Annotated in this window: 10 protein-coding genes and 1 pseudogene; 3 read left to right on the top strand and 8 right to left on the bottom strand. The window is 68.6% G+C overall.

What is annotated here, in order from left to right; genetic code table 11:
* Positions 1–10: 10 nt before the first annotated feature.
* Both MTY59_RS21385 and MTY59_RS21380 read left to right on the top strand, forming a co-directional pair.
* Complete coding sequence (locus MTY59_RS21385; protein WP_221042929.1) at positions 11–1,495, top strand: acetyl-CoA acetyltransferase; 1,485 nt, start codon at positions 11–13, stop codon at positions 1,493–1,495.
* Between the two features lie 113 nt (positions 1,496–1,608).
* Positions 1,609–3,738, top strand: a complete 2,130-nt coding sequence (locus MTY59_RS21380) for an NAD-dependent epimerase/dehydratase family protein (RefSeq protein WP_221042928.1) — start codon at positions 1,609–1,611, stop codon at positions 3,736–3,738.
* Between the two features lie 3 nt (positions 3,739–3,741).
* Here the strand turns inward: MTY59_RS21380 and MTY59_RS21375 are convergent, their stop codons facing one another.
* From MTY59_RS21375 to MTY59_RS21345, 7 genes and pseudogenes are all read right to left on the bottom strand, one after another.
* Positions 3,742–4,974 (bottom strand): NAD(P)/FAD-dependent oxidoreductase, encoded by a 1,233-nt coding sequence (locus tag MTY59_RS21375; protein ID WP_221042927.1) that lies wholly within the window; start codon positions 4,972–4,974, stop codon positions 3,742–3,744.
* 46 nt (positions 4,975–5,020) lie between these two features.
* Positions 5,021–5,746 (bottom strand): DUF72 domain-containing protein, encoded by a 726-nt coding sequence (locus tag MTY59_RS21370; protein WP_221042926.1) that lies wholly within the window; start codon positions 5,744–5,746, stop codon positions 5,021–5,023.
* A 7-nt stretch (positions 5,747–5,753) separates the two neighbouring features.
* Entirely contained in the window at positions 5,754–6,380 is a 627-nt protein-coding gene (locus MTY59_RS21365) for an endonuclease (protein ID WP_221042925.1), read from the bottom strand.
* 42 nt (positions 6,381–6,422) lie between these two features.
* Positions 6,423–6,755 (bottom strand): annotated as a pseudogene (locus MTY59_RS21360) (TfoX/Sxy family protein).
* Between the two features lie 40 nt (positions 6,756–6,795).
* The gene (locus MTY59_RS21355) at positions 6,796–7,185 is read right to left on the bottom strand and encodes a nitroreductase family deazaflavin-dependent oxidoreductase (RefSeq protein WP_221042924.1); all 390 of its coding nucleotides are present in this window, start codon (positions 7,183–7,185) and stop codon (positions 6,796–6,798) included.
* A gap of 241 nt (positions 7,186–7,426) precedes the next feature.
* Entirely contained in the window at positions 7,427–9,748 is a 2,322-nt protein-coding gene (gene lon, locus MTY59_RS21350; RefSeq protein WP_221042923.1) for an endopeptidase La, read from the bottom strand.
* Between the two features lie 124 nt (positions 9,749–9,872).
* The gene (locus tag MTY59_RS21345; RefSeq protein WP_221042922.1) at positions 9,873–11,117 is read right to left on the bottom strand and encodes an alpha-hydroxy acid oxidase; all 1,245 of its coding nucleotides are present in this window, start codon (positions 11,115–11,117) and stop codon (positions 9,873–9,875) included.
* 18 nt (positions 11,118–11,135) lie between these two features.
* Between MTY59_RS21345 and MTY59_RS21340 the strand changes: the two genes are divergently transcribed.
* Positions 11,136–11,573, top strand: a complete 438-nt coding sequence (locus tag MTY59_RS21340; protein WP_221042921.1) for a DUF1810 domain-containing protein — start codon at positions 11,136–11,138, stop codon at positions 11,571–11,573.
* A gap of 9 nt (positions 11,574–11,582) precedes the next feature.
* On the opposite strand, the gene MTY59_RS21335 is transcribed toward MTY59_RS21340, so the two are convergent.
* Positions 11,583–12,899, bottom strand: coding sequence for an alpha-amylase family glycosyl hydrolase (locus MTY59_RS21335; RefSeq protein WP_415823071.1), 1,317 nt, complete (start codon positions 12,897–12,899; stop codon positions 11,583–11,585).
* Positions 12,900–12,901: the final 2 nt, after the last annotated feature.

Here is a 12,901-nt window from a genome sequence, read left to right as displayed (position 1 = left end):
ATTCGTTTGCATGAGTGTCGACCCCAGGACCCCGGTGTTGATCGGCTTCGGCCAGGTCAACCATCGCGACGAGATCGACCCGGAGACCCGCTCGGTCGAGCCGATGGACCTGATGGTGGCGGCGGCCGAGCAAGCCGCCGATGCCGCGGTGATCGAGGCCGTCGATTCGATCCGCATCGTGAACATCCTGTCGGCCCAGTACCGCGACGCGGGCCTGTTGCTCGGCCAGCGGATCGGCGCGTCCGACTTCAGCACGCTGTACAGCCCCGTCGGCGGCAACGTGCCGCAGTCACTGGTCAACCAGGCCTGCCTGGACATCCAGCGCGGCCACGCCGGGGTGGTGCTGCTGGCGGGCGCCGAAACCTGGCGTACCAGGCGGGGACTGCGCGCCAACGGCGGCAAGCTGGTGTGGACCGAGCAGGACCGCTCGGTCCCGATGGCCGAGATCAGCGGTGACGACGTCGCGATGGCCGGCGACGCCGAGATCAGGATCTCGCTCGACCGGCCGGCTTACGTCTATCCGATTTTCGAGGAGGCGCTTCGGGTAGCGAACGACGAGTCGATCGACGACCACCTCAAGCGCATCGGGGCGCTGTGGGCACGGTTCAACGCCGTGGCGGTGGACAACCCGAACGCCTGGATCCGCAAAGCGTCGAGCGCCGAGGACATCAGCCAGGCGGGTCCGCAGAACCGGATGATCAGTTGGCCCTACACCAAGCTGATGAACTCGAACAACATGGTCGACCAGGGTGCGGCGCTGGTCCTGACGTCGGTCGGGGAGGCCACCCGGCTGAAGATCCCGGCCGAGCGCTGGGTGTACCCGCACGCGGGCACCGACGCCCACGACACCGCGTCCATCGCCGAGCGCCACCAACTGCACCGGTCGACGGCGATCCGGATCGCCGGCGCGCGGGCGCTGGAGCTGGCCGGGCTCGGCATCGACGACATCGATTACGTCGACCTGTACTCCTGCTTTCCGTCCGCGGTTCAAGTGGCGGCGGCCGAGCTCGGGCTGAGCGACGACGATCCCGCCCGACCGCTGACGGTCACCGGCGGGTTGACGTTCGCGGGCGGGCCGTGGAGCAACTACGTGATGCATTCGATTGCCACCATGGCGGAGTTGCTGATCGCCAATCCGGGCCGGCGCGGCCTGATCACCGCAAACGGCGGCTACCTGACCAAACACAGCTTCGGGGTCTACAGCACCGAGCCGCCGGCCGAATTCCGTTGGGAAGACACGCAACCGGCCGTCGATCGGGAGCCGACGACGGACGCGGTGGTGGAGTGGGAAGGCGTCGGCACCGTCGAGGCCTGGACGACGCCGTTCGACCGCGACGGTCAGCCCGAGAAGGCCTTTCTGGCCGTACGTACGCCCGACGGATCGCGCGCGCTGGCCGTCGTCACCGATCGCGCCGCGGCGCAGGCCTCGGTGCGTGAAGATATCGGTGGCGCCAAGGTTGCCGTCGCCGCGGACGGCAGCGCGACGCTGCGGTAGTCCCGGCCCACGGCATCACGGCAGGTCACCGAACTGTTATCGGACTAACGGTCGCGTAGCCAGTGCCTACTTGCCTATTGTTGAGTACTGAGGGTTGGGGGAGGTGAGCCCAGGTGCACATCCTGGTTACCGACGCCACCGGCGCACTCGGGCGGCTGGTCGCTGGGCAGCTGGTCGCTGCGGGGCACACGGTCACCGGCATTGCTGAGCTTCCCCATCCGTGCCTGGACCGCAACGTCGAGTTCGTTTGCGCGCCGCTGCGCGACCGGGTCCTGCGGGAGCTGACCGACGAGGCCGACGCGGTGATCCACCTGGCCCCCATCGACCCGTCCGTTCCCGGCAGCGCGGACATGGACGGCCTCGCGCGGGTGACCGATGCGGCCGCCCGCGCCGGCTCCCGGCTGCTGTTCGTGTCGCAGGCCGCCGGGCGTCCCGAGCTGTACCGGCCGGCCGAGGACCTGGTGTCCTCGAGCTGGGGACCCACCGTGGTCGTCCGGATCGCGCCACCGGTCGGTCGCCAGCTCGACTGGATGGTGTGCCGTACCGTGGCCACCCTGGTGCGCGCGAAGGTCTCGGCCCAGCCCTTGCGGGTGCTTCATCTCGACGACCTGATGCGCTTTCTGGTGCTGGCACTCAACACCGACCGCACTGGTGTGGTGGACCTCGCCAGCCCGGACACCGTCAATCTGATCACCGCCTGGCGGATGTTGCGAGCCACCGACGCGCGGGCCCGGCTGCATCGGGTGCGCAGCTGGTCGCAGCTGGTCCCGGACATGAATATCTCTGCAGCACAGGAAGATTGGCTGTTCGAGTTCGGCTGGCACGCGCTCGACGCGGTGGCCGACACCGCGCGCGGGCTCGTCGGCCGCCGACTCGATACCGCCGGCGCGATCAACCACGGCGGACGGCTCGCGCTCCCGGTTGAGGTGCTGGCGCACGCCCGGCGGCCGGCCGATGACGCGCACAGCGCGGCGCCCGAAGGCATCGAGGGCGAATTCGACGACCAGATCGATCCGCGGTTTCCGGTCTTCAGCAACTCCGCCCTCAACCGGGCGCTGCCCGGACCTCTCACGCCGATAACGCTGGACGTCCAGCTGAGCGGGCTGCGCGCCGCGAGCCGGGCGTTGGGTCGGGCGCTTGCGCTCGGCGACGCGATCGACGAGGAGTGGGGCAGCAGGGCCATCGCGGTCTTCGGCCACCGCCCCTACGTCGGGGTGTCCGTCAACCTGGTCGCCGCCTCCCAGCTGCCCGGTTGGGACCACGAGGCCCTCGCCCGCGACGCCCTGGTCGGCCGGCCCCACGTCGGGGATCCGCTGCCGTTCGGTGAGCCGGCCTTGGCGAGCGGAGCGCTCGGCTCGGTCGCCAAGGCGGTGGCGGCGGGACGGTCGGTGGGCCTGCTGCGCCATCTGCGGGCCGACACCCGCGCCTACGCCGCCGCGGCCGCCGCGGAGCACCTCGATGCCGGCCAACTCTCGCTGTTGCCGGAGGCGGCACTGGAAGTTCGGCTCCGGCTGTTGCGCGACCGCATCCATCAAGGCTGGATCCTCAACGCGCTGTGGCTGATCGATGCCGGCGTCAGCGCCGCGACGCCGGTACGCAGCCAGGTGCATCGCAGCGTGCCCGGGGTGGGCATGATCACCGACAGCGGCCTCGTCGCCGCCGAAATCGCCGGGTTGGCGGCCGCGCTGCGGTCCGACCCGCCGTTGAGTGCGCTGGCCCAGGAGGGCAACCTCGGGAGCATTCGCGCCTTGTCGCCGAAGACCGCGGCCGTCGTGGATGCCGCCGTCGCACGGATCGGGCACCGCGGTCCGGGCGAGGCCGAGTTGTCCAGCAGGACGTTCGCCGACGACCCGACGATGTTGCTCATCGCCGCCGCGGCCGCCGCCGCAGTGCCCGCACCGTCGCCGACGCCGACGCCGGGCGAACCTCCCGCCGGCGCCCGGGGCTCCCGGGAGCTGGCCCACGACGCCACGATGCGGTTCACGCACGAACTCCGAATGACACTGCGCGCCTTGGGTTCCCTGCGAGTCGAGGCCGATCTGATCGACGACGTCGACGACATGTATTACTTGACCTGCAACGAATTGGTCACCCTGCCCGGTGACGCGCGGCTGCGAATCAAGCGCCGCCGCACCGAGCGGGAACGGTTACAGGTGCAATGCCCGCCTGACGTCATCGACGGGACCTGGGCCCCGGTGCCGCGCAGCGCCGACGCGCCCGACCGCGAGCGCACCGCCGGTTGACACTCAGCCGAGCAGGTCGGCCAGCGGCGACTGCGGATCGCGCAATTTGTCGACGTCGACCGGGGTTTGGGCCCGGATCAGAGCTTTGACGTCGTCGAGCACATCCCAGACATTGACGTTCATTCCGGCCAGTACCCGGTCGTCGCCGTCGAGCCAGAACGCGACGAACTCGCGGCCGGCGACGTCGCCGCGGAACACCACCCGTTCGAATTCGGGTGCGTGCCCGGCGTATTCCATGCCGAGGTCGTATTGGTCGGTGAAGAAATACGGCAGCTCCGCGTATTCGCCTGGCGTGCCCAGCATTCCGGCCACCGCGACCGCGGGTTGCTTGAGGGCGTTGGCCCAGTGCTCGGTGCGGATCCGGGTGCCGAAGAGCGGATGCTGGGCCGCGGCGATGTCGCCGACCGCATAGATGTCGGGGTCGCTGCTGCGCAACGAGGCATCGACGAGTACCCCACCGTCGCCCATGGACAGACCCGCCTGTTCGGCGAGTTCGGTGTTCGGCTTGGCGCCAACGGCCACCAGCACGGCGTCGGCCGCGATCGTGGCGCCGTCGCGGGTGCGCAAGCCGGTCGCGGCTCCGTCTGCCCTGGTGATCTCCTCGACCTGGGTCTCGAGCCGCAGATCCACACCGTGCTCGCGATGCAGGGTGGCGAACACGTCGCCGACGGTTTCGCCCAGCGCGGCCAGCAGAGGTTGGCTGGCCGCCTCGACCACGGTGACGTCGACGCCGCGCTGGCGCGCGCCCGCGGCCACTTCCAGGCCGATCCATCCGGCGCCCACGACGGCCAGCGAAGCGCCTTCGGCCAGAACGGAATTCAATGCCACCGCGTCTTCATAGGTGCGCAGGTAATGGACGCCGCCGGCGTCCGAGCCCGGTATCGGCGGACGCCGCGACGCCGAGCCGGTCGCCAGCAGCAGCTTGTCGTAACCCACGGTGGTGCCGTCGGCAAGACTCACGGTGTGGCCGGCGGCGTCCAGCTCCGATGCGCGGGTGCTCAGCCGCAAGTCGACGTTGTTGTCCCGATACCAGTCGGAGTTCTGCACGGTGAAATCGGTCAATGACTTCTTGCCGGCCAGATACTCCTTCGACAGCGGGGGCCGCTCGTAGGGCAGATGCTCCTCTTCGGCGAACACCGTGATGCGACCGTCGAAGTTGTTGTCGCGCAATGCTTCTACGGCTTTGGCTGCCGCGAGTCCACCGCCGACGATCACGAAGCTGGTCGAGCTGACCATGATGGCGCTCCCTTCTTTCGAAGAATTCCAGCCTACGCGCGAGCGCTCAACCCAAAAGATCGCGCAAGGCCAGCGCGTTGCGGACCGCATGCCCGCCCAGGTCGTTGTTGAAATACATCCACACGTCTCTCCCGTCGCCGTCCCACCCGGCGATGCGATCGGCCCAGCGCCGTAGGTCGTCGTCGGAATAGGAACCGGCATAGTTGGCGTCCGGATCCGGGCCATGCATCCGGATGTACACCAGGTCGGTCGTCGCCCGGGGGATGCACTCCAGCCCGAGGCCGCTCATCACCACATAGGCGGCGCGTCGGCGTTCCAGCAACTCGAACACGGCGGGATCGTTCCACGACGGGTGACGCAATTCGACCGCGACGCGGATCGATTCGGGCACAAGGGCCAGGAACGAATCCAGGCGCGCGTCGTCGCGCTGCTGCTCGGGGTGCAACTGCACGAGCAACACCCCGTGCCGATCACCAAGCAGATTCCAACAACGCTCGAACCGCTCGATCCACGGCTCGGGTGAGGCCAACCGGCGGTAGTGCGTCAAGCCGCGGTGCGCCTTGACCGACATGGTGAAGCCCTCCGGCAACTGCTGGCGCCAGCCGGTGAACGTCGAATCCTGGGGCCACCGGTAGAAACTCGCGTTGAGCTCGACGGTGTCGAACACCTCGATGTAGCGGGCGAGCCGGCGTCCCGACGGCGTTCCGGTCGGGTACAGCACGTTCACCCAGTGGTTGTACGACCACCCCGAGGTACCGATGTGTATGGTCACGGGCCGCTCAGCCGGTCACCCGCTGACGCACATCGTCGTCCAGCGACACCCTGACCAAAGCGGCGGCTAGCCGTGCATTGTCCCGCGGCGCAAGCGATCCCAGTTCCTTCGGCTCGGCGGGCAAGCCCAGCTGCTTGGCGGTGCCGGTGGCGCGGTCGTCGAAGTGCGGCCGCACCCACGTCCACACGTCCTGAACTTCACGAAGGTAGATGTCGGCACCGGTGTCGCCGATCCCCTTGAATTGCTTGAGCATTCGTTTGGCCGCGGCCGGGTCGTGCTGGCTGCGCTCGGCCAGCCGGCGCAGATCACCGGCGTAGTCGTCGCGAACCCGCCCGGCCATATCGGCCAGCCGGGTCGCCGAGCTCTCGTCGTAACGCACATAGTGCGCGCGTCCGAACGCGTCGATCATGGTCTGCCGGTCCGCCTGCTGCACGGCCTTGGGTGTCCGTAGGCCGGCTTTGAACAGTTCACGCGCGGCGGCCATGGCGATGCCCGCATCGATCGGCTTGCTGGCCAGCATGCACAGCACCAAAAGCTGGAACAGCGGCATCGGCTTGTCGCTCATCGTGATACGCGCCTGCGCGGCGTACGTCGTGCCGGCAACGTCGAGCAGTCGTCGCACCCGCTTGTCCATACGCACCCGCGTACCCGCGCCCTGCGCGAACAAACGGACCCGCTATTTGGGCGGCAGGCTGCGCGCGTAACCGACTCCGCGGGCGACCCAACTGTCAAGCTGGCGTTTGGTTTGCACGCCGCCGGCTGCAACGCGCAGTCAGCCGCGGGCTTCCCGCCCGGCCATCACCATCGGGCTGACGTGCGCACGCTCGACGAGCTTGTCGGTGTCCTGCGGCGGCACCCGCACCAGCAGCCCGCCCTGCCCGCTGACGGCCACCGACATGTTGCCGTTGATCAGAAATGCCAGGCCGCCGAACATGCGCTTTTCCTCGACGCCCGATTCGGTGCCCACGAGTTCGCGGATCCGGTTGGCCAGGTCTTCGTCGTAGGCCATGTTGCGACCCTAATCCCGCGGCCCGACATGTGTGGCCGCGTCAGTCCAGATCGACGCGGATTGTCAGCAGGTCGCTGCCCATCAGGCGCACCACCGCACTGTTCAGTCGCGGCAGGTTGCCCAGCCGCTGCACGGCGTCGTCGTCGGGCAGCAGGTGCGCGGTGCCGTTGCGCCACCGGCCGCCGACCCGCACGCGGACGGCGGGATCGGCTTTGATGTTGCGGACATAGTCCGAGTGCTCGCCGTGCTCGGAGACCATCCAGAACTGGTTGCCCACCACGCGCCCGCCCACCGCGGTGCGCCGGGGTTGTCCGCTCTTGCGGCCGGTGGTTTCCAACATGGTCATGGGCAACTGACGACCCACCGGGTTGACCACCAGCCGTTGAACGCGATGGACGACTTGCCGTTTCAGTTTCGCGAAGTCACTCATACCCCGCGATTCTGCCGCAACGGGAACGGCCGCCGCATGCGCGGCGGCCGTCTCGTTGTGCGGTACTACGTCACGTAGGCGACGAATTGACCACCGGGCAGGGAAAACGCCCACTGGTTTACGTCCGGGTCAAATACGCCCGGGTAGTCGCCCGGTTGGCCCCGCCCCGGGGAGACCGAAACCCTCTCGGCATCCGCCGGGGCGCGGCGTCAGCAACGGCTGAACCTGGGTTCAATCGGCGTCAGGCCGCCGCCGTGGCGGCGTTGGCCGCCGGTTCCAGCGCCTGCGCCACGATCTCGGCGACATCGGTCATGGGCCGCACGTCCAGCGTGTCGAGCACCTCGGCCGGCACGTCATCCAGGTCGGGCTCGTTGCGCGCCGGGATGAAAACCGTTGACAGACCGGCACGTTGGGCCGCGAGCAACTTCTGCTTGACGCCACCGATGGGCAGCACGCGGCCGTTCAGCGTGACCTCGCCGGTCATCCCGACGTCGGAGCGAACCTGGCGTCCGGTCGCCATCGACACCAGCGCGGTGACCATGGTGACACCGGCCGACGGGCCGTCCTTGGGCACCGCACCCGCGGGCACGTGCACGTGGATGCGCCGGTCCAGCGCCTCGGGGTCGACACCCAGCTCGGCAGCGTGGGAACGCACGTAGGACAGCGCAATCTGCGCCGACTCCTTCATCACGTCACCCAGCTGACCGGTCAGTTGCAGACCCGGCTCACCGTCGGTTGCGCCGGCCTCGATGTAGAGCACGTCGCCGCCAAGGCCCGTCACGGCCAGGCCGGTGGCTACGCCCGGCACCGCCGTGCGTTCGGCCGATTCCGGCATGAACCGCGGACGACCCAGGTAGTCAACGAGATCCGGCTCGTCGATGGACAGCGGCGCCGGGTCGGCGGCCAGCTTGGTGGTCGCCTTGCGCAGCGCCTTGGCCAGCAGTCGTTCGAACTGCCGCACTCCCGGCTCGCGGGTGTAGTCGGCGGCGATCTTGCGCAACGCGGCGTCTGTCACCGCGACCTCGTCCTCGGTCAGCGCCGCGCGCTCCCGCTGCCGGGGCAGCAGGTAGTCACGCGCGATGGCGACCTTGTCGTCCTCGGTGTAGCCGTCGATCTGCACCAGCTCCATGCGGTCCAGCAACGCCGACGGGATGTTCTCGATCACGTTGGCGGTGGCCAGGAACACCACGTCGGACAGATCCAGGTCCAAATCCAGGTAGTGATCCCGGAATGTGTGGTTCTGCGCGGGGTCCAGCACCTCGAGCAGCGCCGCGCTCGGGTCGCCGCGGTAGTCGGAACCGACCTTGTCGATTTCGTCTAGCAGCACAACGGGATTCATCGACCCGGCCTCGCCGATCGCACGCACGATGCGGCCCGGCAGCGCGCCGACGTAGGTGCGCCGGTGCCCGCGGATCTCGGCCTCGTCGCGCACACCGCCCAGGGCGACGCGAACGAACTTGCGGCCCAACGCCCGGGCCACGCTCTCGCCCAGCGATGTCTTACCGACGCCGGGAGGGCCGGCCAGCACCATCACCGCACCGGAGCCGCGGCCGCCGACCACCTGCAGCCCGCGCTGCGCGCGGCGCGCGCGCACGGCCAGGTATTCGACGATGCGGTCCTTGACGTCGTCCAGCCCGTGGTGGTCGGCGTCCAGGATCTCGCGCGCGGCCTGCAGATCCGTCGAGTCCTCGCTCTTGACGTTCCAGGGCAGGTCGAGCACGGTGTCCAGCCAGGTGCGGATCCAGCCGCTTTCCGGGCTCTGGTCGCTGGAGCGTTCCAGCTTGCCGACCTCACGCATGGCGGCTTCGCGCACCTTTTCGGGCAGCTCTGCCGCCTCCACGCGGGCGCGGTAGTCGTCCGAACCGTCGGGTTCGCCCTCGCCCAGTTCCTTGCGGATGGCGGCGAGCTGTTGGCGCAGCAGGAACTCCTTCTGCGTCTTCTCCATGCCCTCGCGCACGTCCTCGGCGATCTTGTCGCTGACCTCCACTTCGGCGAGATGGTCGCTGGTCCAATCGATCAGCACGCGCAACCGCTCGGCGACATCGACGGTCTCCAGCAGCTGCCGCTTCTGCGCGTTGGTCAGGTAGGACGCGTAACCGGAGGTGTCGGCCAACGCCGACGGGTCGGTCAGCCGATTGACGTAGTCGATGATCTCCCAGGCCTCGCGCCGTTGCAGCATGGCCAGCAGCAGCTTCTTGTACTCCGCCGTCATGGCCTTGATCTCGTCGGTCGTCTCGGCCTCGGGGACCTCGGTCACCTCGACCCACAGCGCCGCGCCGGGTCCGGACGCGCCCGCCCCGATCTGGGCCCTGCGCTCGCCGCGCACCACCGCGGCGGTGCCGCCGCCGGCGATGCGTCCGACCTGCAGGATCTTGGCGATCACGCCGTGTGAGGGGTAGCGGTCCTCGAGCCGGGGGGCGATCAGCAGCTGTCCCGATTCGCTCGCCTGAGCGGCGTCGATCGCCGCGCGGGCGGCGTCGTCCAGGGCGATCGGCACCACCATTCCGGGCAGCACGATGGTGTCAGTGACAAACAGCACCGGCACCGACTTGGCTTCAGCCATCAAATCCTCCAAAAGTTGAGTCTGATGCGCTTAACCCAGCCCGGCCACGGTTTGTTCCCGGCGACGCCTGGCCGTCACGAGTGTGCGGCCAGCCTCACATCGGGCAGCGAGTGTGCGGTTGGCTTCACACTGGCGGCTCGACCGGCCCCAACCGCTGCAGCTGCGTTACGTGGGTGGGCGACAACTCTTCGAGACAGGTGACGCCGAGTAACGCCATGGTCCGCAGAATTCCGCTGCGAAGGATCTCGATCGCGCGGCTCACCCCGGCCTCGCCGCCGGCCATCAGGCCGTACAGGTAGGCCCGCCCGACCAGCGTGCAGTGGGCGCCCAGCGCGATCGCGGCGACGATGTCGGCGCCGGACATGATGCCGGTGTCGACCAGGATCTCGGTGTGATTGCCGACTTCGCGCGCGACCGTGGGCAGCAGGTGGAAGGGGACCGGAGCCCGGTCCAATTGGCGCCCGCCATGATTGGACAACACAATGCCGTCGACGCCGCGGTCGACGACGGCGCGCGCATCCTCGAGTGTCTGAATCCCTTTCACCACGAGCTTGCCGGGCCACTGCGCCTTGATCCACTCCAGGTCGTCGAAGGTGAGGCTGGGATCGAACATGGTACTGAGGTATTCGGCGACCGTGCCCGGCCAGCGATCCAGCGAGGCGAATGCCAGCGGCTCGGTGGTCAGCAGATCGAACCACCATTTCGGGTGTGGCACCGCGTCGAGCACGGTGCGCAGCGTCAGCGTCGGCGGGATCGTCATGCCGTTGCGGTTATCGCGCAGCCGGGCACCGGAGACGGGAACGTCGACGGTGGCCAGCAATGTGTCGAATCCCGCGGCGGCGGCGCGCTTCACCAGCGTCATCGAGCGCTCGCGATCGCGCCACATGTAGAGCTGGAACCACTTTCGGCCCTGCGGGACGGCGGTGACCAGATCTTCGATCGCGCAGGTGCCCAGCGTGGACAGGGAAAACGGGATGCCCGCCCGGGCCGCCGCTTGCGCGCCGGCGATCTCGCCCTCGGTGTGCATCAATCGGGTGAAACCGGTGGGCGCGACCGCGAACGGCAACGCGACCGGCTGGCCCAGGACGTTCCAGCCGGCGGTGACTTGGGAGACGTCGCGCAGGATTGTCGGATGAAATTCGATGTCGCGGAACGCTTGTCGCGCACGTCGGATGGACAACTCGTCCTCGGCGGCGCCGTCGGTGTAGTCGAATGCCGCCCTGGGGGTGCGCCGTTTGGCGATCGCCCGCAGATCCTCGATGGTGTAGGCGGCCTCGAGCCGGCGCCTGGTCGCGTTGAACCTCGGCCGCTTGAATTGCAGCAGGGGCGTGAGGTCGCGCACTTTGGGCACTCGTCGTCGGACTGCCATATGTGCAACCGTAGTCATATGGAATCGGCAGGCGACCCGTTCGGTCTCAAACGATTTGTGGACGCACAGGAGCCGGTGTACGGCGACGTCGTGGCCGAGCTGCGGGCCGGCCGAAAACGCAGTCACTGGATGTGGTTCGTCTTCCCGCAACTGCGCGGGCTCGGCGGCAGCGCCATGGCGGTCCGGTTCGGCATCGCCTCACTCGAGGAAGCCGGCGCATACCTGGACCATGAGCTGCTGGGCCCGCGGTTGCGTGAGTGCTCCCGGCTGGTCACCGCCGTGCAGGGGCGCTCGATCGGCCAGATTTTCGGCTCGCCGGACGACCTCAAGCTGTGCTCGTCCATGACGCTGTTCGCCCGCGCCACCGACGACAACCAGGACTTCGTCGCGGTGCTCGACAAGTATTACGACGGCCGCCTGGACCCGCTGACCCTAGAGCGGCTGCCGACGGCCTGAACCCCGGCCTTAGGCCGGGCTCAGGATCCGCCAGCCCCCGGCCTCGACGATGACGGTGTCGACGACCTCGGGCGGCGGTGCCGCCGATCCGGCGATCACCTGCGCGCGGGCCGTGCCCAGCTTCGGCAGCGAAACGCGCAGCGGTTCGTCGTCGATGTTGAGCACCACCAGCAGCGCATCGTCGCCGTTGCGGGTCTCGTACACGTAGTGCCGGTTTTCCAGCAGCCGTGCGCTGGTGGACGCCGCATGCAGCCAGGGGTAGAGGCGACGCAACCCGACCAGATACTGGTGCAACCGCCAGGTGTCGACACCGAAGTCATCCAGTTGCAGTGGGGGAGAGCCGAACTCGGGTCGCACCGCATCGTCACCGCCGTACCGTTCTTCCTTCACACCACGGAAGCCGAGCTCGTCGCCGGCGTACACGCTGGGCACACCGCCGATGGTCAACAGCAGCACCAGCGCGTGGGCCACGTGCCCGGCGGAGTCCAACCGGCTGACGATGCGGGTGACGTCGTGGTTGCCGATGAACGTCAACGGCGAGAAGCAGGTCAGCAAGTCGTTGTGGCGCTGCAGCGCCCAATCGAGTTCGAAGAAGTTGCCGTCGTTGAGGCTGCTCCAGATCGCCTTCCACAGCTCGTATTGCGTGGCCGAGTCGAAGGTGGCGGCTTGCACGACGGCGGCGTAGTCGCCGTGGATGAGTTCGCCGACGAACCAGGCGTCCGGGTAGCGTTCGCGCACCCTCGGCAGCGTCGAGGCCCAGAAGTGTTGCGGCACGGCGTAAGCCGCATCGAGTCGCCAGCCGTCAGCGCCCCGCCCCAACCAGTGCGCCATCACGTCGACGGTGTAGTCGGCGACCTCGGGGTTGTCGTGGTTGAGGGTGATCAGCCCGGAGTGGCCCTCGAAGGTGTGAAAGCGGCCGGGGCGCCCGCGAAACCAGCGTGCGGCCGCGTCGTCGTCGGCCGCCGCGCGATAGCGTGCGAAATCCTCCCCGACGTGATTGAACACGCCGTCGAGCAGCACGCGCAGTCCGCGGCTATGTGCCTCGGCCACCAGCTGGTCGAAGTCGGCGTCATCACCCAACCGCGGATCGATGCGGTAATGGTCGGTTGTGTCGTAACCGTGTGTGCGCGAGGCGAAGACGGGTCCCAACGCGATGCCGGACGCCCCGAGTTCGATGGCATGGTCCAACCAGTCGACGAGCCGCCGCAACCGGTGTTGCTCCGGTTGCGGCGGCTCGTTTGACTGCGGTGCGGGGAATGCTCCCACGAACCCCAGCGGGTAGACCTGCCACCAGATGGCGTGCTGGACCCAGGCGGGTCCCCTCACGG

This window comes from Mycobacterium senriense (assembly GCF_019668465.1).
In the GTDB taxonomy this organism is placed as follows: domain Bacteria; phylum Actinomycetota; class Actinomycetes; order Mycobacteriales; family Mycobacteriaceae; genus Mycobacterium; species Mycobacterium senriense.
This window is presented reverse-complemented; position numbering and strand designations above follow the sequence as displayed.

Coding starts and splice junctions, on each gene's coding strand:
- MTY59_RS21385 (WP_221042929.1), top strand. CDS start 11: ATGAGTGTCGACCCCAGGACCCCGGTGTTGATCGGCTTCGGCCAGGTC.
- MTY59_RS21375 (WP_221042927.1), bottom strand. CDS start 4,974: ATGGTCAGCTCGACCAGCTTCGTGATCGTCGGCGGTGGACTCGCGGCA.
- MTY59_RS21365 (WP_221042925.1), bottom strand. CDS start 6,380: ATGGACAAGCGGGTGCGACGACTGCTCGACGTTGCCGGCACGACGTAC.
- MTY59_RS21355 (WP_221042924.1), bottom strand. CDS start 7,185: ATGAGTGACTTCGCGAAACTGAAACGGCAAGTCGTCCATCGCGTTCAA.
- lon (WP_221042923.1), bottom strand. CDS start 9,748: ATGGCTGAAGCCAAGTCGGTGCCGGTGCTGTTTGTCACTGACACCATC.
- MTY59_RS21345 (WP_221042922.1), bottom strand. CDS start 11,117: ATGGCAGTCCGACGACGAGTGCCCAAAGTGCGCGACCTCACGCCCCTG.
- MTY59_RS21340 (WP_221042921.1), top strand. CDS start 11,136: ATGGAATCGGCAGGCGACCCGTTCGGTCTCAAACGATTTGTGGACGCA.